The organism is Bacteroides sp. AM16-13 (assembly GCF_003602705.1).
GTDB lineage: Bacteria > Bacteroidota > Bacteroidia > Bacteroidales > Bacteroidaceae > Bacteroides > Bacteroides xylanisolvens.
Genome location: NZ_QTLK01000014.1, coordinates 52,778 through 78,249, shown reverse-complemented (window position 1 = coordinate 78,249; position 25,472 = coordinate 52,778). Strand labels below are relative to the sequence as shown.

Genomic DNA, 25,472 nt, shown 5'->3' with positions numbered 1-25,472 from the left:
ATTATGATTTATGAATTATGATTTATGGCTGCGCTATTGGTCTGCAGAGTAAATCATAAATCATAAATCAGAATTCATAAATCATAAATCTTTTCAATCATAAATCAATAAATGGGCATGGCAGAAAAAAGAGACTATTACGAAATATTGGAGGTGACGAAGACAGCCACAGTAGAAGAAATAAAGAAAGCATACCGTAAGAAAGCAATTCAGTATCACCCCGACAAGAATCCGGGCGACAAGGAGGCTGAAGAGAAATTTAAGGAGGCGGCCGAGGCATACGACGTGTTGAGCAATCCAGAGAAGCGTTCGCGTTACGATCAGTTCGGTCATGCGGGAGTGAGCGGTGCGGCAGGCAATGGCGGTCCGTTCGGTGGTTTCGGTGGCGAGGGAATGTCGATGGATGACATCTTCTCTATGTTTGGCGACATCTTCGGTGGCCGCGGCGGCGGTTTCGGGGGAGGCTTCGGAGGATTCAGCGGATTTGGCGGCGGTGGCGGTTCACAGCAACGCCGGTATCGCGGCAGTGACCTCCGTGTGAAAGTGAAGCTGACGTTGAAGGAAATCTCTACCGGAGTAGAAAAGAAATTTAAACTCAAAAAATATGTACCGTGCGACCAGTGTCATGGCACGGGTGCCGAGGGTGACGGCGGATCGGAGACTTGTCCTACTTGTAAGGGCAGCGGCTCGGTGATCCGTAACCAGCAGACTATTCTGGGCACGATGCAGACTCGCGTCACTTGTTCTACGTGTGGCGGCGAGGGAAAGATTATCAAGAATAAATGTAAGAAGTGTGGTGGCGACGGAATCATTTACGGTGAGGAAGTGGTATCGGTGAATATCCCTGCCGGAGTGGCAGAGGGGATGCAGCTCTCTATGGGCGGCAAAGGAAATGCCGGCAAGCACAACGGTGTGGCAGGCGACTTATTGATCCTCGTTGAGGAAGAACCGCATCAGGACTTGATTCGCGACGAAAATGATTTGATTTATAATCTGTTGCTTAGTTTCCCGACGGCTGCACTGGGCGGTGCTGTGGAAATTCCGACAATCGACGGCAAAGTGAAAGTGAAGATTGATTCGGGTACTCAACCGGGCAAAGTGCTTCGTTTGCGTGGCAAAGGATTGCCGAATGTAAATGGGTACGGTACGGGAGATTTGCTGGTCAATATCAGTATCTATGTGCCGGAAGCTCTCAACAAGGAGGAAAAGAACACGCTCGAAAAGATGGAAGCTTCAGACAATTTCAAACCTAACACGTCAGTAAAAGAGAAGATTTTCAAGAAATTCAAGAGTTTCTTCGATTAGTCTTTTTGCTATCATATTATCATATATAAGGTATAAGTGGGCTGCAATCTTTTTGTGGCCCACTTTTTTTATGATATTCTCTAAATAGCCCCCCTCTCGCACAATCTTTTCATATAGTTTACCTAAATAAGGCGCAATATAGGGCTATCCTAAAAAAAATGGCATATATTTGTATAACAAACAAATAGATCGGCATAAAATAATTATCAACACTTTAAAATTCAAATTATAAAAACGAATTTATCAAAGAAACATTATTTAGTCGCTCCATAAAAAAACAATAACTGTTTAACTAAACTATATATTTAAAGAATGGCAGAACCTTTTAAAAACATGTTTAACGAGCAATTTTTCGATCTGTTTACGAAAGATTTGAAACTTGTTATCGACGATTTTGATGCTCGCGAGTTTGTATCTCAAGTGATGGACGATGAATGGGAAGGCAGGGAACTTAAACAACGCTGCATGCACATCACAACGGTGCTAAGAAAGTTTTTACCGGCAGATTACAAAGAGGCGATCGCTAAGATACTTGAATTGTTGGATCATATAAAAAAGACACGGCCTGATTTCTCGGTGATAGACGACACGAAGTTTGGCTTGACTTTAGAGTATGGGGGGATTCTGGATAATTATGTCGAACAATATGGACTGGACGATTACGAAACTTCTGTCAAGGCGATAGAGAAAATCACGCAGTTCACAAGTTGCGAGTTTGTGACTCATTCTTTTATTATCAAATATCCGGATCAGATGATGAAACAGATGTTGGTTTGGTCGAAACACGAACATTGGGGAGTCAGGCGGCTTGCGTCAGAAGGTTGTCGTCCGCGTCTTCCCTGGGCGATGGCGTTGCCGAACCTGAAAAAGAATCCTGCGCCTATCATTCCTATTCTGGAAAATCTAAAAAATGATCCGGCAAGATTTGTGCGATTGAGCGTTGCCAATAATTTGAATGATATCGCGAAAGATAATCCCGAAATCGTCATTGATTTAGTGAAGAAATGGAAGGGAGAATCGAAAGAGGTGGATTGGATTATTAAACACGGTTGCCGGACGCTCTTAAAACAAGGCAATCCGGAGGTGATGGAGTTGTTTGGCTTCAACTCTACTATCAGCAATATCTGTGTGGAGGATTTCCAAATTTCAAGCCCGGAAGTGAAAGTCGGGGATTCGTTGGAGGTTAGTTTTAAACTGTTGAACAAAAACGATCAAACAACCAAGATACGACTCGAATATGGAATCTATTACCAAAAAGCGAATGGAACGTTGACGAAAAAAGTGCATAAAATCAGCGAGAAAGAATATGCCGGGAACTCGACCACGCGAATCACCCGAAAACATTCTTTCCGGGTGGTTACAACGAGGAAGCTCCATCTCGGACTTCATCAAATTGCTATGATTATCAACGGGAATGAATTTGAAAAATATAGTTTTGAGTTGATTGAATAATAACTGCTGTTAATACCCCGGATTCTGCTTCAACTTCGTATTCATCACCCGTATTTTCTCCGGTATAGGGAACACGGTAGTATATCCGTTTCCCTCATCCGGCAATTGCGGACGGCTACTGTAAGCTCTTGTAAACTTCCCGAAGCGAACCAAATCTTGACGTCTCCAACCTTCCCAAGCCAGTTCCAGTTGACGTTCGGCAAGGATATTCTCTAAAGTGGCAGTGCGAGAGGAGGCATTGACGCGGCTACGGACTTCATTCAGTTCTTCATCTCCACTGGCTCCATTGCGCACTTTCGCTTCACTCTTCATCAACAGAGCATCCGCGTAGCGGAACAGTACAATGTCATTCTCCATCAACTTACCGTCTTTTGTGGCAGTGGGGTCGACTTCGTACTTCTTCATACGGGCTCCTGCTGTTTGTTCATACGGGGTATCTGTAATATCGAGAGCTACTTTCCAAGGCAGATACTCCAATACGGTGCCATCATCCAGCTTGATGATGTTTCCTTTCAGATCGTGCACCACTCCCGCAAAATAGCAAATATCAAAGCGGGGATCTTGTTCGGCTGTTTCATAACCGAAGGTTTCGAGGGCTTCAATGGTTGCACTGGGGCCGTTCTCACCGCTTAGGCCGTACGCCTTGGCATGGTTGTAGTGGCGGGAGCGGAACAGATATTGCATTTGATTGGTGTACAAGGTTTTATTCATCGGAATGGTAAAAATATTCTCTATCGATGATTCATTAAAAATGGAGAAATTGGTTTCGTATTTTGGTTCCAATTCGTTGTAGCCCAGCGTCTTTAGCTGGTCACAGTAGTAGATGACTGTTTCCCAGGCATTGAGTTCGTTGCCGTTCACTGAAAACTTTATGTTTTTTCCGTCCGGACGTTGTCCGTCTGTCCAATCATTGTCCGTATAGACTTCGGAATTCAGAGCCAGTTTAGCCAATAGGAAAGTGACTACCGGACGGGTGATACGGCCATAATAAGGACCGGACTGGTTACTGTGCGCATCGCTCAACAGAGGAGCCGCTTCCTGCAATTCCTTGAATACAAACTCAAAAACCGTTTTCCGTTCACTCTGGACAACATCTTTCATTGCCACTGAAGAGGATTGAACCAACGGGATGCGTCCGAACAAATCCATCAGATAATAATAATACATGGCTCGCATGGCCTGCACTTCCGCCCGGTATGCCGGAAGTACAGCATCGGAATGGGTTTCGGCAAACTTGTCTATCCGTTCGAGCGATTTGTTGCTTAGCATGACGACTTTGTAAAGATATTCCCATGTAGCTTGGATAGCGTCATTCTCTACTCCCCAATCGTGCAGGTAAAGTCCTTGCCAAAAGCCGCCATCGTACCAGTCGCCTCCACGGGTGGGGATAATGGCTTCGTCGGAAGTGAAAGTGTTCAGGTCGTAGACTCCCCTACCCGTTCCCTGCAATCCCTGACTGTCGCTATAACCGCCTACGTAGGTATAAAGCGAAGCTACCGCATTGAGATATACTTCCGAGATCGTATTGTAGACATCCTCTTCCGGTAGTTTGTCTTTCGGATTTTCCTGTAAGAACTTATCACAAGAAAATAAGGTTAGACTCGTCACCAGAAAAAATAATAATATTCTTGAAGGGTAGATTATTTGCTTTGAGAGTCGTTCTACTCTCCTTAAAATCGGCTCTGTATTTTGTACTAATTCTGTTTTACTCTGCAAAAGAGATTCTGACTTTTGCGACAACTGTTGACGACTTTGTATAAACAGTTCAACCTTCTGCAAAAACTGATTTCTATTTTTCATATATCGTTTCATCCTCTCCTCCTCCATTAAAAGTTAATACTCAATCCTAAGGTGTACGTCCGTGCCAACGGATACCCCCGTTTATCGTCCACGCCCAACGTTGAGTTCACCGTGGAACTGTTAATCATGGGCGAAAGTCCCGAATAACCGGAGATGGTTGCCAGATTGTTGACAGTAAATGCTAAGCGCAGGGAACGGACGTATTTCTTTAGTTTCTGCACCTTCTCAATCGGCACGTTCCAGCCCAGCGTCACATAGTCGAAGTTGACGTAATCTCCCTTTTCCAGCCAATAGTCGGTGGCAGTCTGATCCTTGATGTTCTGTTGCGGAGCTTTCTTCATTACATTGTAGTCGGGGAAGATATTCATGTTCATATAGGTCAGGGAAGTTCCGTTGTAGATTTTATGTCCGAAAGCTCCGTTTATCTGCAAAGACAGGTCGAAACGCTTGTAACGGAAACTGATGTTAGATCCCAGAATCGTTTTGGGTACGGCTTGTCCTGCCACGTAGCGGTCTTCACCATCTTCCAGACTGACGCCTCCGCCATTCAGGTCGGCGATGCCATAGGTATATCCACCGTTTCCGTCGGACTCCAATCCGGTGCTGTGAGGAAGATAGAACACGCCCAACGGTTGCCCCACCATCTGATAAACGATGTGGTTGTAGCCGCCGTGAAAGCCGGCTCCATCAAGGCTGGCAAGACTTTTATATTCGGAAGCGGAAAGCATTTCGCCGTTATACATACCGCTCAATGAAAGCAGTTTGTTGCGCTGAAAGGTGATGTTGGCATTGATATTCAGTTCCATGTCCTTCGTTTTCAAAGGGGTGATACCGATGGCGATTTCCGTACCCCAGTTGCGCATGGAGCCGATATTGGCAAGCAAGGTGTTATAGGTGAAAGGGGGCACGCTTACGTTGTAAAGGTAAAGCATATCCGTGGTGCGGGAGTTGTAATAGTTGGCGGAAAGCAACAGGCGGTTGCCGAATAAAGCGATGTCGAAACCGGTATTAAAGGTATGTTTCACTTCCCATTTCAGATCGGGATTCGTATTCCGGAGATCTCCCAAAGATACAATGGCGGAGTTTCCGACGGGGACGACACCGTTCGGCTTGACAAGATTCAGTGTTGTGTATGAGTCAATCCCGCTTTGGTTACCTGCCAGACCGTAACCGATACGGAATTTCAGATTGTCTATCACGGGGAATTGCTTCATAAATTCTTCTTCACTAATCACCCATGCCGCGGATGCAGAGGGGAAAAAGCCCCATTTATGGTTGGCTCCGAATTTGGAGGAAGCATCTGTACGGGCGTTCAACGTCAGTACGTAGCGGTCGGCGTATGTATAATTGAAGCGTCCCATGAAAGATGCCAGGCGCGGTTGCTCGTAGTAGGAATTAGTGCCTTCCCACAAACGGAGCGCTCCTGCCTGAAGGTTATTATACCCGAACTTATCGGTGCTGAAATTGCTGACTGTGGTATAATAGCCGGTATAAGTCTCTTTCTGAAGTTCGGCAAGTGCGAGTACGTCAAAGAAATGCTTTTTCCAGTTTTTCTTATAGGTCAGCATCATGTTTCCCAATAAGGATTCGCGCTTTTTGGTTCCTTTGTATGCCTGACCGTTCGCCCAGACGGAAGTGGGGAGGTATTGCGAATTTTCTACGATATTGTAAGTATAAGCTCCGAACAGGCTTAGTTTCAGTCCTTCCATCAGGTTGAAAGTGAGACGGGCGTGCGTACTGATGTGCGAAGTGGCATCATCGTCCTGCACTTCCATCCATGCCAATGGATTGGTGATTTGGCTGGCGGTCGTTATTCCGTCCCACGAATTGGTGACGGGGTCTTTATGATTGGGATAGGTAGGATTGAACGTAGCTGCCGAATAAAACGTTTTCTGATAATCTACCAGGTTATGATTCTTCTGAATGGAGCCGAACATTCCCAGTTCGCAGTTCAGGAAGCCGTCGAACATTTTCTGATTCATGTTCATATTTGAAGTGAAGTTCTTCATGTCTTCATTCAGAATCACTCCCTGACGATCCATAAAACCGAGGGAAACACGATAACTGGACTCACTGGAACCGCCATAAAAGGCGATGTGATGATTCTGTTGCAGTCCTGTCTGCTCAATCTCTTTCTGGAAATCGGTATTGTTCCCTTTGTCCAGAATGGAAATGCCTCGTTCCGATGCTACGCGGCGGAATTCATCACCGGACAGCATTTTCAAATTCTTGTAGACGGTGGAAATCCCGAAGCTACCGTTGTAAGCTACCTGTGTCCTGCCACTCATCCCTTTTTTGGTGGTGACTTCTATCACACCGGATGCACCTCGCGAACCGTACTGTGCGGTTTCGGAAGCGTCTTTCAGAATGGTAAAACTCTCAATATCCGTAGGGTAAATGGAGGTAAGCATACTCAAGTCGCCAAATACTCCGTCGACGATAATCAAAGGGTCGTTGCCGCTGGTCAGTGAGGTAGTTCCCCGCAGGCGCACCGCATCCAGAGCCGCCGGTCCGTTGGAGCCCCGCTGGATGGTCAATCCCGGCACACGTCCACGGATTGCTTCCAAAGGGTTCGTTATCTGGTCTTTGTTCATCTGTGTCTCCGTGATTTTCTCTACGGAACCGGACAGGGTTTTCAAACTTCCGGTGGCATATCCTACGGTAATCAATGAGTCTATGGGCGCGACGGGAATCTTCTGTGCCAACGTGCCCTCGCACGGGATTACCAAAAGAAGAAGGCTGTAGAAAATGAGTCTAGCGTGTTGTACCATATTCTTAGTTTTTAAGGTAATAATACAAATATAACAAAAAAAGAGGGAATCTGGTTGAGTAGATTCCCTCTTTTATTTAAATGATATTGACAGGTTGAAATCAGCAAGTCCGGATGATACGTATTACACGGTTGCTTTAGGCCGGAATAATCCTAAAAAAGTGCATCATACGTATTATCCTTATGCCTGCAATATTTATTTCACAATAATCTCATCCGTAAATATCCAGCCTCCGAATTCACTTCCGGCCTGTGCCTGATAGCGTACGTATCTTCCTTTGGCTTCGCCCTGCCATGAAATATCCGTAAAGCGGATGGGTGTTTCTTTGCTCACTTCAAAGTGTTGGTTTCGCAACTCGGTGAAATGGGTTCCGTCATCGGAAATGGAAATCACCACAGTCTCCGGCAGGAATACTTCCGCGCCTACCACCTGCATAAAGGCGGCAGTGACGGAATGGATGGAGGTTTCTTTTTCCATATCAATCGTCACATCGAGGCGGTTGTCCGAGATGAATCCTTGCCACGAGCCATCACCATAGGTCCAATCGCCGCGTATGCCGTCCGTCAGAGCGGTGTTTCCTTGTGCCAGATAATGGGAGCTGTAAGGTGAATTATAAATCACCTTTTTACCCAATGCCAAATGGCTGACCGGTTGAAGCGACTCGGGACGGCTGCCGATTTCTTTTTTCAAATCGAAAGGATGGTATCCTTTTGCCTGCAAATCGGCCACTGCCGACAATGCACGGGTATGGAAATCCGGCCATGACTTACGTTCCGGAGCCGACCAGGCTGTTTCCGCCAATGCCAGGATTCGGGGGTAAATCATATACTCCACGTGTTCGGGAGTGGGAATGTATTCCACCCATAGGTTGCCTTGCACACCGTAGACCAACTTCGCCTGTTCCGCAGTTAAAGAAGCGGGAACGGGATTGTAAGAATATACTTTCTTCAACGGCAGGTATCCACCGATGGCTTCCGGCTGCGAATATGGGGCATCCTGATAACTGTCCAGATAGCAGTAGGCACCCGGCGTCATGATGGCACGATGGCCGGAGGTTACGGCAGCGATGCCACCCTCTTCTCCACGCCATGACATGACGGTTGCGTTGGGGGCAATGCCTCCTTGCAGAATCTCGTCCCACCCCAGCAGATGACGTCCATGATTATTCAGGAACTTCTCAATGCGGTGTATCAGGTAACTTTGCAGCTCGTCTACATTGGCAAGATGCTCGTCTTTCATTCTCTTCTGACATTTCGGGCAGGTCTTCCAAGCCGACTTGCCGGCCTCATCGCCACCGATATGAATGTATTCGGAAGGGAAAAGTTCCATGACTTCCGTCAACACATTTTCCAGAAACGTGAAGGTTTCTTCATTGCCGACACAGAAATCGGAGTTCTTGTAAGGTTCGCCCGAACAGGATAACTGCGGGTAGGCTGCCAGCACTTCTTCCGAATGGGAGGGCATCTCAATCTCGGGAATCACCGTGATATAATGCTGACGGGCATATTCCAAGATTTCACGAATATCATCCTGGGTGTAATAACCGCCGTAAGCTCCGGGAGCATCGAAACGGACATATTTACGTCCGCCGTTCCACCATTGCTTCCAGGTGGGATCTGTACGCCAGGCTGCAAATTCGGTCAGCAAAGGGTATTTCTTGATTTCTAACCGCCAGCCTGCCGCATCGGTCAGATGCAGGTGCAGACGGTTGATTTTGTAATACGCCAGTGCGTCTATCTGTTTCTTTATAAACTCTTTGGTAGAAAAGTGGCGGGACACGTCCAGCATCAGTCCACGGTAAGCAAAACGGGGAGTGTCTTCTATCTCGACAGAGGCTATGGAATAGCTGCCTGCCCCCGAAGGTTGTGCCAACTGCAACAGGGTTTGCATACCATAGAATAATCCGGCTCCCGAAGTGGCGCGTATCAGGATTTGTTGCGGAGTAACGGAAAGAGTATAGCTTTCCGGCGATGGCAACTGGTGATTCTTGGGGGTTATCAATAAAAGAAGCATCTGTTTCCTGTCTTTCTTTCTCGCTTCCTTTAATTGAACGGGTAATGCCTTCAGGTAATTCTCCCAGAGCTTCGCTTCTCCACCTTGTAGGTTTGTATAAAGTCTTGTCTTTTCTGACAGTAAAAAAGAGCCCGTCCCCTTCTCCATTTTTAATGGGACAGGTATGACGGACTGTGCCAGAATGGGATGTGCATGAAAGCACATCCCCAGTATACATAAGAAAAGACAAACTTTAGTGTATTCTTTTCTTATATTCATTAATCAATTTTGATTTCGTCTACAAATAAAAATGCGTTTTTGCCTTTTCCACCATGCCATTCCGGAAGCGTTTTCTCCGGTGAAGCAATGACTCTCACGTATTGGGTAGTCACAGGAGCAAATGTAAGTTGATGGTCAACAACTCCGTCTTTGTCCGTCTCTTTCATTGCCGGATATTCTTCGGAAGCAATCTTTTTGAAAGTCTTTCCGTCATCTGAAACTTCTATGGACAGGTTTCTGGCGTCAAACACCCAGTCGCCCTTTGCTACATTGACAGAGATGGCCACACTCGAAATTTCAGTAGGTTGCTGAAGGTCGATCGTCATGTCCATGTCGTTTCCGTTGAAGGCGATCCAGCGGCCTGACCGATAACTGCTATTTCCTTTCAAACCATCGTTTAACGTGGAAGCTCCTTTGAAGAGGTATTGTTCATTGATTGGTTGATTGGCTACAATCGGCTTCATGCTGGATTTGCTGAAGTCAATCTTCTCTGTCAATGTCTGGCTCTCGCCGGTAGGACGAATGGCTTTGGCGGACAGAGTGGCATTTTCTTTAATTTTCAACACTCCTTCGTAAACGGGAGAAGCAGTAATGGGTTCTGTGCCGTCCAAAGTGTAGTGGACAGGGGCATTGTCGATAGTAGACAAAGTAACGTCCATCGTTCCTTCTGCCGGATTCGGTTCAAACTCGGCTTGTACGCCGAACGCGTGTTTAGCGTAGTTGTATCCTTCGGCATCATACCACTTAATCAGTTGAGGAAGACGAGACAGGAAGTCGGCATAGTTTTTCTTTTCAGGGCTGGACCACTGAATTTCACACAATGCAGCCCAACGAGGCAATACCATGTACTGCGCGTGAGGGAAAGTAGCGATGTATTCTGTCCAGAGGTTGGCTTGCACACCCTTGATATATTTCTGTTCTTCCGGAGTCAGAGAAGCCGGCATCGGTTCGTAGCTGTACACTCTTTCCAACGGCAGGTAACCACCGATACCAAATGGTTCGTTATCTACGTCTTTAGCTTGGTAATAGTCGAAATACAGGTATGTGTTCGGTGTCATGATGACATCGTGTTTCTGCTTGGCTGCTTCGATACCGCCCTTTTCACCACGCCATGACATAACAGTAGCGTTCGGAGCAAGTCCGCCTTCGAGGATTTCGTCCCAACCGATGATCTGACGTCCGTGGTCGTTGAGGAATTTTTCGATATGATTGATAACAAAGCTCTGCAAACGTTCTTCTTTGCTATGTTTATCATCCGACTTCAAGCCCAGCGCCTTGATACGTGCCTGGCATTTCGGGCATTTTTCCCATCTTACTTTCGGACATTCGTCACCACCGACATGGATATATTCTGAAGGGAAGATTTCAATCAGTTCGCTATATACATCTTCGAGGAATTTCAAGACTTGATCGTTTCCGGCACAAAGCACATCTTCAGATACTCCCCATTGTCTCCATACTTCGTACGGGCCACCGGTACATCCCAATTCGGGGTAAGCGGCAAGGGCAGCTTGCATGTGTCCCGGAAGGTCGATTTCGGGAATAACTGTGATATAACGTTCGGCAGCATACGCTACTATTTCTTTCGCCTGCTCCTGGGTATAGAAGCCACCGTAAGGTTTGCCGTCGTATTCACCGGAGTTACGTCCGATGACTGTTTCTGTCCTCTTGGAACCGATTTCTGTCAGCTTCGGATATTTCTTGATTTCCAGACGCCAGCCCTGGTCTTCGGTAATATGCCAGTGAAAACGGTTCATATTGTGCAAAGCCATCATATCGATATATGTCTTCACTTCATCTACGGTAAAGAAATGGCGGCTGGTGTCGAAGTGGGCGCCACGATAGCCAAAGCGGGGAGCGTCATTGATTTCTACAGCGGGCATGGAAATGTCTGCACCGACAGCCACAGGCAATGATTTGCGCAGGGACTGGATGCCATAGAATACGCCGGCCTCGGTAGGACCAGTAATCGTGATTCCGTCACCGGTTACTTTCAACTGATAGGATTCCGGATTTTCGTTTGCCGTGCCCAATGTCAGTACGATTGCATTCTTACCTTCCGTTCCGGCTTCGATAGCGAAATCTTTTCCGGTAGCGGTTTTCAGATAGTCGGCCAGGAATTGTGCGTTGCGTTGCATCTTCTCGTTTCCTTCCGGATAAAGGATTTTCACACCGCTCTTCAGAATGAAGGGATTTCCTTGAGCTGTTACAATTTCTTGTGGCATGGGGATGATCTGGTAGTTGGCGTCCTGTTGCGCCGATTGGCAAGAGGCAAAAAGTCCTGCTAGTGCCAGACATCCGGTTAACTTTAAGAGTTGTTTCATAAACTAAAAAATTAAGTGTTAAGTTATTAATAAATTAATTATAGGTTTCACGAATATGTTTGATTGTCAAAGGCAACTCCTCTCCTTTCTTTATTTGGGGAGAAGTGATGACAACTGTCTTACGCTCTCCGGGAAGGAGGTCGAAAAAGTTGTCACTGAAACGGGCTCCCTGCAAAGGGATTTCAATAAAGACGTCTTTGGCAAGACAGGGAGAAAGCAGGGTCAATTCGCACACGCCGTCTTTCTGTTTTATCTTGCAGGAAACGGTTGTCTTGGGCAGAAGCAGGTCTTTCGTCTTTCTAAAGAAGTAGACTGTTTCGGCTACCGTATGCCCGGACTTGTCTTTCAAGGTCAGTTGCATGAAGCAATGGCGCAGGTCATCCGCAAGCGGGCGCTTTGCAGGAAAAAACAAAGTGGTAAGCGAAGTGCGATATACACATTGGGAAGTGTTGGCCGGAAGAGTCAAAGAAGGAAGGACAACCGTTCTTCCGGCTTTCTTTCCTGCAAAATTCGTCAGTCTCATTTCCAGCGTCAGTTTCTCCCGGGTGTCAAGATGATCGGAAAGCAGGTAAACACACAGGTTGTCACCTTCCAGCAAAGGGTTGATATGAACGGGGGCAAATGCACGCTTTGCCTGATAATGCAAGGCTTTCCAGTTACCGTAGTAATCAATACCCGACCATGACACTACCGGCCAACTGTCATTCAATTGCCAATATAATGTACCCATACAATAGGGACGGTTGCGGCGGTGCGCTTCCAGACCGTGACGTATGCCATGTCCCTGCAATACTAGTCCGACATAGACAAAGTCTTCAAATTTTTCGGGAATGATATAGTCACGTTCCATATAGGTGCGAATCAGGGCATTGCCGATGCTGCTTTTCTGATGGGCATTCATCACCTCCGATTCGATTTGATAATCTTCAGGAGCCGCAAAGGTGGCAATAGTCTTCATCTCCGGGAAGGACTGGAAACCGAATTCGCTCATGAAACGAGGAAGATCTGTATCTAGTGATTCGAAAGTTTTTTGTCCATACCATACTCCCCAGTTGTGGCTGTCTCCTATCCCCCATGATTCGGGGCGTCCCCAATTGGCTAAATACGGGGAGCTGTGTATATAAAAACGGTCGGCATCCAGCTCTTTTACCTTGGTAGGAAGGAGTTGGTGGAACAGTTTGTCATAGCCTTGGAACATTTCCTGATAGATTTCCGGCGTGAATTTCTTGTCGAATCCCCAATATTTCAAGGCTTCCAGTATTTCATTATTGCCACACCACATCGCCAGGGAAGCATGATTGCGAAGACGGCGAATGTTGTAGCAGGCTTCTGCTTCTACTCTTTTCAGGAAGGTTGGATCGGACGGATAGGGAGTGCAGGCAAACATAAAGTCCTGCCATATCAGTATTCCGTTTTCATCTGCCAGGTCATAGAAACGGTCGTCTTCGTAGGTTCCGCCTCCCCACACACGAATGACATTCATGTTGGCTTCTTTGATGTCCCTAAATAAGGTTTGGTAGCGTTCGGTAGTGACGTTAGTCAATAGGGCATCCTGGGGAATATAGTTGGCTCCTTTAGCAAACATCGGAACGCCGTTTACTTCAAAATAGAAGGATTCTCCGTCCTGATCTTTTTCATTGACGAGGCGAACGGTACGCAGTCCTATCCGGTGGGATTGTTGGGCTACGACTTTATCTTCTACGATTATTTGAGCAGAGAAATCATACAAGGCGGGCTTTCCCCAGCCATTCGGCATCCAACGTACCGGCGACAGCACTTCGGAAGGAATAGATATATGATTGATTCCGGGCTGTAGGGTGATTGCCTGGCTAATGCCTTTTTCTGTGTTTCCTTCGAAGGAGGTATTGATTCTCACCTCTGCTTGAAGTGCTCGAGGAAGGATATTATTTATTTCTAATTCATTGGATAGTTTTGCCTGCTGGTCGGTCAGTGAGAGTTGCTTTACGTGGTAGTCGCTGATAGAGGCTGCGTCGTAAAAACGGATGGTCACCGGACGCCAGATACCACTGGTCACCATGCGGATTCCCCAGTCCCAGCCATAACTGTAAGGGGCTTTACGGGAGAATACGCTTACATGTTTTTCGTGATGGTCGTTGTCTGCCGGATAGTTGAATCCGTTAGAGTTATATTGAGGCATTGTCTGCCGGATGGGTGAATGAAAATAGATGTGAAGAAGGTTTTCTCCGAGACGGAGTTGCGACTTGACGGGTATCGTATAACCGACGAACATGTTATCGGCTTTCAACAACAGTGCTCCGTTGAGATATACATCGGCGTATGTGTCAAGACCTTCAAAAACTAATTGGGCGTCGTCCCGTTTCAGTTGCTCGGGGGTAACTGTAAAAGCAGTCCGGTACTCCCAGTCTTCATTTTCCACCCACTGAATCTTCTGTTCATTGATACCGTAAAAAGGATCGGGAATTTGTTTATGATAGATAAGATCCTGATGAACGGTGCCGGGAACCTGTGCCGGTCGCCATAGCTCCGTACCTGCCTGGGAAAATTCCCAACCTGCATTTAAAACCACAATTTCGGAATTGTCATTACTCTGCGCATATGCCATACTGCAACAGCATAGTAGTCCACATGCTATTTGAGTCTTTTTTCCGATCAAATCAATCATCATAGTGGGGGCATTAGATATTAACGGTTTCAAAGATATTACTTTTTCAGCAAATTTCACGGATAATTTAACAAAATATGTTGTTTTAGCATGAGCTGTCCAGAAAGCCTCAATTAAATCGGCTAAAATTTCAGTTTATAATTAGTTAAATAAAGAGTAGTATTCTGCCCTCAAATGTAAGCTGAAATGGCGTTTTTTATTATAATAATATTCTTTTTCATTATAACTAAATCTTGCTACCTATAAATCGTAAGCATAGATTTAAATCTTCGGACTTTCGGGACAGACTCTTTATTCCTTTATTATATCTGTCAATTTTATCGCTTGAAAGGTTATATGTGCGACGCTACTCTCATATAGTATACCAATTGTCTCTTTATCAATCATTGTCAGACAACTATACCCCCATCCTTCTGCCTCGTCGAGCATTAATTGATGTTCCGGCAACCAGGTAAGTCCTTTGTCCAGACTTGCTTTTATTGTTATATGATTACGTCCTTTGGTCGTATTCGGGTTCGAAAACAGCAGGATATCTTTATTTAATATGTTGTCTTTGGCATCTACATGAATCAGACTAGCCATGCATACCGGTTCCTGAAGTGCTTGGCGGGAAGATGGGTGTTCTGTCCATGTTTCTCCCAAATCTTTCGTTATGGCAATAGCCCGGCTTCCTCCTCTATTATCACGCATATTCAGCATCAATACTCCCGGTTCTATTTCCGCCACTTGCGCTTCCGTTGTATTGGTTCGTGCCATATTGTGCATTTTCCATGTTTTCCCCCGGTCTTTACTATACATGATTCCTGCATTCGGAACACGGGTAGAGTCTATAAATTGCGTTGGAAATACCAATGTGCCATCACTCATCGTTATTCCACGTCCGGGACCTTGAAGCAGGAAGTACCAGGAAGGATCTTTCACCTGCTCTGTTATATTGATAGGCTTCGACCAGGTTTTACCATCGTCTGTGCTTTTAGCCAATACTAACTGTGCCGTATGATTCAGATCCATTCCCGGATGGGAACTCCACCAGGCGCGTTGATTACCCATACCATGTGTCCATGCGGCAACCACCCAGACGGTATTCGTCTTAGTATCTACTAAAATAGAAGGGTCTCCTACCCCATTCTGTGCTTTAGGCAGACCACCATACTCGCCAAATGAAAGCGGAAGACGCATCTTCTCCCAATTCTTTCCTCCATCGATGCTACGGCTCAAACCCACGTCAACATATTCCTGTAAATCGACACTACTGTTGTATCGAACATCATACACGCCTAATAAGGTTCCTTTATTGGTAGTCACCAACCCGGGAATACGGAAAGAAGCAGAACTGTCATCACCGGCATGACGAACTCCAACTGCCATCCGGTGAACAATATTCTTTGGAGAAATAGATTTACAACATAGTTCTTTCCCATCTACTTTAACGGCACACAATTCAGAGAGTATCTTAGTCTGCAAAGAGGCATCTTTTTTCATCTGCAAACTAATCCAAAAATAGTTTACACCCGGAAATAAATTGTAATTACCTTTTAATACAACTTTTTCTGATGATCCCACCTCTGCACATTTGATCGAATAGGAAGGAATAGCCGCCAATGTCCCACCCGGACGGTGGCTGGATATGTACTCTACTGGAGCAAAGCGATTTTTGTCTTTGTCCTGCAACGCCTCTGTTCCTCCATAATAGAGTTTGATTGCCTGAATATCAGTCAGATTCGTACTTTTACTAAAATCTAAAATGATTTCATCGAGCTTCTTACTTTCTTTTGCATCCAAACGAAGATAGAACAGAACATTGTCTTGCCGCTCTATCAAAACCGGGATTTGTGTTTCATGGATAAATACTGTGTCTGAAGCTTTTACGTCAAAAGAATATCCTAAAAGGATAAGGAAAAGTAAATAATAAATTCTTCTCATAATGGGGGTATTAGTTAGTTTAACGCGATAAAGATAAAACTTTTCTACTATAATATTACTATGCAAACAGTAAACTTTGATTTTACCAAGTTCTGGTAGGACTAGTCAATACTTTGACCACGGTTCTGGCTCTTGTCATCATCGATAAGGTGGGCCGCAAGAAGCTGGTATATTACGGAGTTTCGGGCATGGTGCTCTCTCTGGTCCTTATCGGTCTTTACTTCCTCTTCGGAGATTCCCTGGGAGTATCCAGCCTCTTCCTGCTTGTTTTCTTCCTGTTCTATGTATTCTGCTGTGCCGTATCCATCTGTGCCGTGGTGTTTGTACTCCTCTCGGAGATGTATCCCACCAAGGTTCGCGGACTGGCCATGTCGATAGCAGGATTCGCTCTGTGGATCGGAACGTACCTGATCGGACAGTTGACCCCCTGGATGCTCCAGAACCTTACCCCCGCCGGAACATTCTTCCTGTTTGCCGTTATGTGCGTACCGTATATGCTGATTGTCTGGAAACTCGTGCCGGAGACTACCGGGAAGTCACTGGAGGAGATTGAAAGATACTGGACCCGTTCGGAATAAATATAAAACAGACCTTGATTATTTTAATGTACTAACAAGTGGGATTGTAGAAATGGCAGAAGATGTTTTTTTGTATGGCCATTCAATAAACGTTTATCATCTGAATAGCTGTCGATACAATCCAGATAATAGATTATATTATGGATTTTAAGAATTTAGCAAATCAATATAAGGATGAATTGTTACACAATGTTCTTCCTTTCTGGCTCCAAAACTCTCAGGATAAAGAGTTTGGTGGCTACTTCACCTGTATGGATCGTGAAGGCAAAGTCTTTGATACAGATAAGTTTGTTTGGTTGCAAGGGCGTGAAGTATGGATGTTCTCTATGCTCTACAATAAAGTGGAGAAACGTCAGGAATGGTTGGATTGTGCCGTTCAAGGTGGCGAATTTCTAAAAAAATATGGACATAACGGAGAATATAATTGGTATTTTTCCCTTGACCGATTGGGTAGACCATTGGTAGAACCATATAACATTTTCTCCTATACTTTTGCAACGATGGCTTTCGGACAATTGAGTCTAGCAACTGGTAATCAGGAGTATGCCGACATTGCCAGAAAAACATTTGATATTATCCTTTCCAAAGTTGATAACCCTAAAGGAAAATGGAATAAGCTTCATCCTGATACACGCAATCTAAAGAATTTTGCCCTTCCGATGATTCTCTGCAATCTTGCTATGGAAATAGAGCATATTTTAGGAACAGATTATTTGGAACAGGCGATAGATGCTTGTATCCATGAAGTAATGGACGTCTTTTATCGTCCCGAACTTGGTGGAATCATAGTTGAGAATGTAGATGTAAGCGGTAATCTTGTGGATTGTTTTGAAGGTCGTCAGGTAACTCCGGGACATGCCATTGAAGCCATGTGGTTTATCATGGACCTGGGTAAACGTCTGAATCGTCCGGAATTGATAGAGAAAGCGAAAAAAACTACTCTTACCATGCTTGAATATGGTTGGGATAAAGAGTACGGTGGTATTTATTACTTTATGGATCGCAATGGTTGCCCTCCACAACAGTTGGAATGGGATCAAAAACTTTGGTGGGTACATATTGAGACACTTATTTCTTTATTAAAAGGATATCAATTTACAGGTGACCGTAAATGTTTGGAGTGGTTTGAAAAAGTACACGATTATACGTGGGCACACTTTAAGGATCCCGAATATCCTGAATGGTTTGGATATCTGAACCGAAGAGGAGAAGTGTTGTTGCCACTCAAAGGAGGAAAATGGAAAGGATGCTTTCATGTGCCAAGAGGATTATTTCAATGCTGGAAGGTATTACAAAATTTGAGTGAAATAAAATAATTAATGAAAAATGTCACATATGAAAAGGATATTTATAATAGCATGTATTATTTTGACCACTGCTTCTACAGCTTTTGCTGAAGAATGCAGAGTTGGGCTAACCCTGATTCCTCCAGGCACAATTACGAATAAAGTAGATTTGGACATACGTGCAGGTATTGTCAATAAAGGGAATACTCAACAGGAATTTTATGTCTCTATTTATTTGAATGACGTAAGTCAAGATTCATTAATTCATTTTTCTCGTATAACATTGGCACAGGGGAGTGCTCGGGAAATAAAGTTCTCTTTAAAAACAACTGACAAAATTGGTAGGAATCGCATCATCCTTAAAGTCAAAGAGAAAAATGAAGAATTTACAATTTCTAAAGACTTTGAAGTTATTAATTCAGAAATTCGATCTACGCGTCTGATAGACGGAGCATGGGCAGGCCTTTATCATTGGAGCGAGACAGAAGGAAAGCATTGGAATCCTGATATAAAAAAGATGACTGATGATCAATGGCGTGAGTTAGTGCGTTCTATGCATAGTATAGGGATGGATGTTATAGTTCTTCAAGAAGTTTTTCGCAATCAGGACTATGTAGGAAAACATGATTTGAATATAAACAACTACCAAGGAAAAGCATTTTATCCTTCCACTCTTTATTCAGGAAGGATGCCTATTTCTGCGAAAGACCCAATAGGAGCTATTCTTTCTGAAGCAGACAAACTAGGAATGTCAGTTATGATGGGAGTAGGAATGTTCGCTTGGTTTGATTTTACTGTAGAGTCTCTTGAATGGCATAAGCAAGTTGCCAAAGAATTATGGGATATGTATGGAGATCATCCTTCTTTCTATGGCTTTTACGTATCCGAAGAATGTGCCGGTAATCTGTATAATTCAGAATCGACCAATGAAGGACAGATGATACGTAAGAAAGAGATTGTGAATTTCTTTCGTGAGTTTAAGAAATACACCTCCCAATTTGCTCCGGAAAAGCCCGTAATGCTTGCTACCAATAGTATGGAAGTACTAAAAGGTGCAGACACTTATCCCGCTTTATTACAAAATCTCGATATATTATGTCCATTTGGTTTTGCACGTATGCCAAAAGGAGACCTTACAGGAAAAGAAGCAGCCGATATTTTGCAAAAATTCTGTGATGATGCCGGTGCGCACTTATGGTTTGATCTTGAAGCTTTTTTATTCAATCCGGATAATTCTCTTTATCCTCGTCCGATAGATGAGATCATCTGTGATTTGAACTTGCTTGACAATTTTGAGAAAGTACTATGCTATCAATATCCAGGAGTCTTTAATAATCCAAAGATGTCGATACGTATAGGAGAAGAACGTACAATTGATCTGTATAATGCCTATAAGACTTACATGAAGAAAATAAAAGCAGATCGTTATAACAAAATCAAATAACCTTTTCACTTAATAAATTCATTATTATGAAAACTATCGCACAATCTATTTTTATTATTTTGTGTTTATCAGGTAAGATATTCACTTCATGTGCTGATGGTGATTTCGGAGCCAATCCGTATGATCCGAATACCCCAATTACGGTATCACAGCTACCTAAAGTACTTTCTTTCACTCCTACAGAGGGAAAGGAGGGTGATGTAATTACTATTACAGGAGTAAATTTTACAACTGCCACTAATGTCGCTTTCGGTGGGAAAGGTGCGTCTAGTTTTGAAATTATTGATGATGCTACTATTGAGGCCATTGTTAGTTCGTATGGAGGTACAGGTGCGGTAGCAGTTACAAATCATAAAGGTACACGTTCATTGGAAGGTTTTCTATTTATCAAAGAAATTGACCCAACAGAGAACCCGAATCTGGCATTGAATGGCTACGCAACAGGTTCGGCTGCTATTAGCGGAAGTATCTCGAACATCAATGACGATAATGATAAATCCTGGTGGCAAGCTGCAGGTAACGACAATGAATGGGTGAAAATAGACCTCGGGAAAATGTATAGCATTAACACCGTAGTGATGACATGGGATATGAACGCAGCAGGTACTGATTGTGACCTTATGATTTCGGAAGACGATGTTAATTACACAACTATCTATTCTATCAAAAATTGGGATGCTGTCTCTAATGATGGAATTAACAAAGTCAGCTTTGACAATGCCAATGCCCGCTATGTCAAATTAGCAAATATGAAGAATTCTGCTACTCCATATAATATGACATTGTTTGAGGTTGAAATATATAATACTCCACCGGCAGAAAATTTGGCATTACAGAAGATTGCATCCGCTTCTTCTAATAATGCGGCGGCTTTCAATGCAGTCTATGGAAATACTTCATTTATGTGGCAAGCAGAAGGTAATGATGACGAGTGGTTCAAGGTAGATCTAGGAAAGACATATACTATTAATAATGTTGTAATACAATGGGATGCGGGTGCTTATGCCGCTGATTGTGAAATCCTCATTTCTCAAGACGATGTAGAATATACTTCGGTTTATTCTATTACAGGATGGGACTCTGCTACAACAGAAGGTGTTCAGGATATGAGCTTCGATAATGTGGATGCTCGTTATGTCAAGGCTTTACTCAAGAATGGAGCTACACCTTGGCGAATGACAATCAAGGAATTTGAGGTATATAAACAGTGGTAATATTTATAATTTAATAATATGGAAAAAATAATATCAATTCTGTCAATATTAATAGTGCTTCCTATACTTACACTTTCATCCTGTGATACAAGCACTGCTCCGCCTCCTACCAATGAGGAGAACTTGACAGAACAGACTATGGATGTAGTATATGATAATGTGATGACTTATCAGCTCTCTTATATCCGTTCTTTGCAGCTTTCCAGTGGAGCTATAAAAGATACAGATGCTTCGAACAGTAAGATTACTCCTTATTTTGCTCATTTTGCAGTTCTGGCTTTGCTAAAAGATCCTACAAGCCCCAATATAGATGCAGTAAAGAAATACATTAAATGGTATCTTGGCAAACTGAATGGCATTACGAATCCTTATAAAGGAGGCGCAGAAATAGAAGGTTCTATCTATGACTATTTTGGTGATTCGGAAACTACTCAAGGAACGTATGACTCTGTAGATTCTTATGCAGCTACTTTTTTGGAAATCATCATGGAATTTGCTCAAACATCTGGAGAAAATAAAAGCTGGCTTGAACAGTATAAGAGCAAAATCTCTTTGGTAGCAAGCGCAATGGTGAAAACGATCGATACCGATTTTAACCAGTTACCAGGCACTATCACAGAAGATGAAAATGATGGTCTTAGTGTTGCTTCGTATGTTTACGATGTAAAATACCTGATGGACAATTGCGAAGTAAACATAGGACTTAAGGCTGCCAAGTGGCTCAAAGATAACAGTCTGATCGATAATGATTATGATTTTGCGGGCCTATTGGCAAAAAATACGGAAGGTATAGGTGCATTATGGAATGGAACTACTTATGATTGGTGGAAAAGTAGCTCTGTAACCACCGACTGGAAACAATTCTATCCTGACGCAACAGCTCAACTTTATCCAGGCATGTTTAATGTGATTGAACCGAATAGTCAGACTGCTAATAAATTGTATACTCAATTTAATAAAACATATACTAGTTGGGCCAACGGGGTAACTTACTCATCTTTCCCTTGGACAATTATTGCATATGCAGCAGCCACTATTAATGATACAGTACGAGTGAATACCTACTTGAAGCATATTAATTCCTTAAATATTAAAGGACAGCAAAAAACGAATTGGTATAGTATGGAAGCAGGCTGTATTGTTCTGGCTATCGATAGGATAAGGAATCCGGTTATTGACAGTGAGTATACGCCTATAAATTAATACTATAAAATAGATTACATATGAAAAACTATTATAATGAAAATAAGAGCCAAAGCTTGATATTAACATTATGCATGATAATATTTCTGCTTTCACCATCTGTCTTATTCGCACAGAAACAGAATATAACGGGTAAGGTGATTGATGTTCAGGGGCAGCCGGTTATAGGTGCTACTGTTTTATTGCAAAACACTACTACAGGTGTGATAACAAATATGGACGGAGAGTTTGTACTAGTCAGTCCCGCTAAAGAAAACACGATCACTGTTAGCATGATAGGATATAATTCTGTCACTGTCAAAGCGGTAGCCGGTCAACGGGTTTCTATTACTCTGATAGAGAAAATGTATGAGCTGGATGGTTTAGTCGTGATTGGATATGGTTCTATTGCTAAGAAAGATATTACGGGAGCTGTTGGAGTTGTCAGTGGAAAAGAGCTAAAAGATATGCCTGTAAGTAGCATTAATAATGTTCTTCAGGGTAAAGTTCCCGGTCTGACTGTTACTTCCAGCAGTGGTACTCCGGGTGCGGGAAGTGTTACCCATATCCGTGGTATTGGTTCTATTACAGGTTCTACAACCCCTCTGTATGTAGTAGATGGTCTTCCGCAAACCGGTATTGATTATCTGAATCCGAATGATATTGAGTCAATAGCCGTTCATAAGGATGCTTCGGTAGCTGCTATTTATGGTTCTCGTGGAGCAAACGGAATTATTATCATTACAACTAAATCAGGTAGCCTTGAAAACAAAGCGCAAGTTAGTTATGATGGATATATCGGTTGGCAAACACCTTGGAAACGTCCGCATATGCTTAATGCCGCAGATTACATCACTTATAAAAATCTGGCAGCTGACAATGCCGGTCAGGAGCGTGTTGCCGCTTTTGCTACCCAAGAAAATATTGACGCAGTTCTCAACTTCGTTAATAAAAATTCAGGTCCCAATGGAACTGACTGGTGGAAAGAGATTATCAATGATGGTGCATTTATGCATAATCACAATATTAGCGTCAATGGCGGAACCAAAAATATAGGAATACTTTCCAGCCTAGCTTACACAGACCAAGATGGTATAGTTAAAGGTTCGAACTATAAACGTATTTCTTGGAGAAATAACTTCAATATGAAGATTTCAAAACGCGTCTCTTTAACTGCTAACGTCGGTATCATCGATGAAAAACGTCAATTGATTGACGAGAATAACCCTGCTACCGGTACTGTATTCAGTGCAATGGGAGCAGATCCTATCACACCTGTATTCCGTAATAATTTGGTTGACGTACCTATTTTTCTAAGTCAGATTTACAATGGGTATGAACCGAATAATCTCTATTCGCAGTATTCTGGGATCTTATTCTCCAATAAACGCAATCCAGTGGGACAGATTCAAAGAATGAGACAGAGTACTTATGAATATCTTTATGTAAAAGCAGGAGCAAATCTGGAGATTAAATTATTTGATTTTCTGAAGTTCAATTCGCGCTTCGGCATGGATATTAGTAGAAGCCTAACTGATGGATTTCAACCTAAATACACCCTCAATGCCAATGATTACGCCAATGAGAATACAGTGATACAGGATAATTCCAGAAGCAACTATTTTGTATGGGAACAGACTCTTTCTTACGATCAAAGCTTCGGGAAGTTTAAGATAGGAGCATTACTCGGTACTTCAGCTGAAGAAACAAGCGTTTCGAGTGTCAATGCTTCTATACAAGGGGTGATAAATAATGATAAGGATATGGCTATTCTTAATGCAGGCACAACAAACCCGGCAGTATCCGGCTATCCTTATGACAACTCGATGTTATCATTCTTCGGACGTGTCAGTCTGGATTATGACAGCAAATATCTTATTGCTGCCAATCTACGTCGTGATGGTTCCTCTAAATTTGCCGACGGACATAAATGGGGAACATTCCCATCCGTATCGGCTGCATGGCGCTTCTCCAGCGAATCGTTCATGGAATCTACTCACAATTGGTTGAGTGACGCAAAGCTGCGTATCAGCTATGGTTTGATTGGTAATCAAAATATTAGCGGAGGCGGATATGCTTCTACGTATGGAAGTACAATCTATGATCGTTACTCTTTCGGCTCCCCAAATACGGCGTCCATTGGTGCTGGCATTATTACCGTTGGAAATCCTGTTCTGAAATGGGAAACCTCTAAACAATTTGACATAGGTCTTGATTTAAGTCTCTTCAATAATAGTATTGAGATTGTAGCGGACTATTTCCGCAAGAATATAGACGATATGTTGATGCAAGAGCCTCAACCTACTACATTAGGGTTCCCGAACTTTCCTTATGCAAATGTAGGATCTATGCGCAATGTAGGATGGGAATTAGGCGTTACTTATCGCAAAACATGGGGAGATCTCAACTTTACAGCTTCCGCCAATATTTCTACTTATAAAAATGAAGTGACCTCTTTGGGTAATGGCGATGCAATTTATGGTTCAGCATACAATAATAATACCATTACTAAGACAGAAGTGGGGCAACCGGTAGGATATTTCTATGGATATGTGACCAATGGTATTTTCCAGAACGCAGAGCAAGTGGAGGGTAGTGCGCAAAGAGAAACGGCAAAGCCTGGTGATATTCGTTATAAAGATTTGAATAATGACGATGTACTCGATGATAATGACCGTGCCAAGATTGGAGATCCCTGGCCTGACTTTGTTTACGGTCTGTCACTTGGAGCATCATGGAAAGGTTTTGATTTCAATATGTTTCTTCAGGGATCACAAGGAAATGATGTGATGAATATGACTCTTTACGATTTTGAATCAGGAACGGGTTACATGAATGCTCATTCAGATTTTCTCAAACGTGCATGGAATGGTGAAGGTTCAACAGACAAGTTTCATAGAATATCTGCCGATCAAGGTCAGAATCAGCTTATTTCCGATTATTTTATCGAAGACGGTTCATACTTTAGAATCAAGAATTTGCAGATCGGTTATAATTTCTGTGATCGTTTATTGAAGTTCAAGGGAATCAGTTACCTGCGCTTATATGTTAGTGTGCAAAATCTGCTGACTCTCACGAAATATTCAGGACTTGATCCGGAGATAGGTTCCTCTAACGCTACTCTCAATGGTATAGATCAGGGCTTTTATCCTCAAGCGAGAACTTGGACGATTGGTTTAAACGTTAAATTTTAAAGTAACATGAAAAATATAAAATACTTATTCGTGTCTCTATCATTAATATCACTCTTTTCGTGTGCTGATTTTTTAGACAGAGAC

At 43.4% G+C, this 25,472-nt stretch carries 13 protein-coding genes and 1 pseudogene; 8 read left to right on the top strand and 6 right to left on the bottom strand.

Annotation, left to right across the window (positions count from 1 at the left end; all coding sequences use genetic code 11):
- Positions 1-117 precede the first annotated feature (117 nt).
- Entirely contained in the window at positions 118-1,305 is a 1,188-nt protein-coding gene (gene dnaJ / locus DW173_RS12980) for a molecular chaperone DnaJ (RefSeq protein WP_074909866.1), read from the top strand.
- A gap of 312 nt (positions 1,306-1,617) precedes the next feature.
- Complete coding sequence (locus DW173_RS12975) at positions 1,618-2,757, top strand: DNA alkylation repair protein (RefSeq protein ID WP_118408704.1); 1,140 nt, start codon at positions 1,618-1,620, stop codon at positions 2,755-2,757.
- A gap of 9 nt (positions 2,758-2,766) precedes the next feature.
- On the opposite strand, the gene DW173_RS12970 is transcribed toward DW173_RS12975, so the two are convergent.
- From DW173_RS12970 to DW173_RS12945, 6 genes are all read right to left on the bottom strand, one after another.
- Positions 2,767-4,584 carry a RagB/SusD family nutrient uptake outer membrane protein gene (locus tag DW173_RS12970; protein WP_120144541.1) on the bottom strand — a complete coding sequence of 606 codons (1,818 nt, stop codon included), beginning with the start codon at positions 4,582-4,584 and terminating at the stop codon, positions 2,767-2,769.
- Positions 4,584-7,328, bottom strand: coding sequence for a SusC/RagA family TonB-linked outer membrane protein (locus tag DW173_RS12965; RefSeq protein WP_008022044.1), 2,745 nt, complete (start codon positions 7,326-7,328; stop codon positions 4,584-4,586). Before DW173_RS12965 ends, DW173_RS12970 begins: the two co-directional genes overlap by 1 nt.
- A 195-nt stretch (positions 7,329-7,523) precedes the next feature.
- Positions 7,524-9,599, bottom strand: coding sequence for a family 20 glycosylhydrolase (locus DW173_RS12960; protein WP_120144540.1), 2,076 nt, complete (start codon positions 9,597-9,599; stop codon positions 7,524-7,526).
- Positions 9,599-11,923 (bottom strand): glycoside hydrolase family 20 protein, encoded by a 2,325-nt coding sequence (locus DW173_RS12955; RefSeq protein ID WP_120144539.1) that lies wholly within the window; start codon positions 11,921-11,923, stop codon positions 9,599-9,601. Before DW173_RS12955 ends, DW173_RS12960 begins: the two co-directional genes overlap by 1 nt.
- Before the next feature lie 34 nt (positions 11,924-11,957).
- The gene (locus DW173_RS12950) at positions 11,958-14,570 is read right to left on the bottom strand and encodes a beta-mannosidase (protein ID WP_120144538.1); all 2,613 of its coding nucleotides are present in this window, start codon (positions 14,568-14,570) and stop codon (positions 11,958-11,960) included.
- A gap of 288 nt (positions 14,571-14,858) precedes the next feature.
- The gene (locus DW173_RS12945; RefSeq protein WP_120144537.1) at positions 14,859-16,490 is read right to left on the bottom strand and encodes a sialidase family protein; all 1,632 of its coding nucleotides are present in this window, start codon (positions 16,488-16,490) and stop codon (positions 14,859-14,861) included.
- A gap of 80 nt (positions 16,491-16,570) precedes the next feature.
- On the opposite strand from DW173_RS12945, the pseudogene DW173_RS12940 reads away from it, so the two are divergent.
- From DW173_RS12940 to DW173_RS12915, 6 genes and pseudogenes are all read left to right on the top strand, one after another.
- Positions 16,571-17,068: pseudogene (locus DW173_RS12940) on the top strand (MFS transporter); the annotation flags it as partial.
- Between the two features lie 140 nt (positions 17,069-17,208).
- Positions 17,209-18,384 (top strand): AGE family epimerase/isomerase, encoded by a 1,176-nt coding sequence (locus DW173_RS12935; protein WP_049702978.1) that lies wholly within the window; start codon positions 17,209-17,211, stop codon positions 18,382-18,384.
- Between the two features lie 19 nt (positions 18,385-18,403).
- Positions 18,404-19,798 (top strand): DUF4434 domain-containing protein, encoded by a 1,395-nt coding sequence (locus DW173_RS12930; RefSeq protein WP_053095317.1) that lies wholly within the window; start codon positions 18,404-18,406, stop codon positions 19,796-19,798.
- A 26-nt stretch (positions 19,799-19,824) separates the two neighbouring features.
- Complete coding sequence (locus tag DW173_RS12925) at positions 19,825-21,012, top strand: discoidin domain-containing protein (RefSeq protein ID WP_049702980.1); 1,188 nt, start codon at positions 19,825-19,827, stop codon at positions 21,010-21,012.
- A gap of 18 nt (positions 21,013-21,030) precedes the next feature.
- On the top strand, positions 21,031-22,215 hold the full coding sequence (locus tag DW173_RS12920; protein ID WP_232313617.1) for a hypothetical protein: 1,185 nt from the start codon (positions 21,031-21,033) through the stop codon (positions 22,213-22,215).
- A gap of 74 nt (positions 22,216-22,289) precedes the next feature.
- On the top strand, positions 22,290-25,388 hold the full coding sequence (locus DW173_RS12915) for a SusC/RagA family TonB-linked outer membrane protein (protein ID WP_233562164.1): 3,099 nt from the start codon (positions 22,290-22,292) through the stop codon (positions 25,386-25,388).
- The last annotated feature ends 84 nt before the right edge of the window (positions 25,389-25,472 follow it).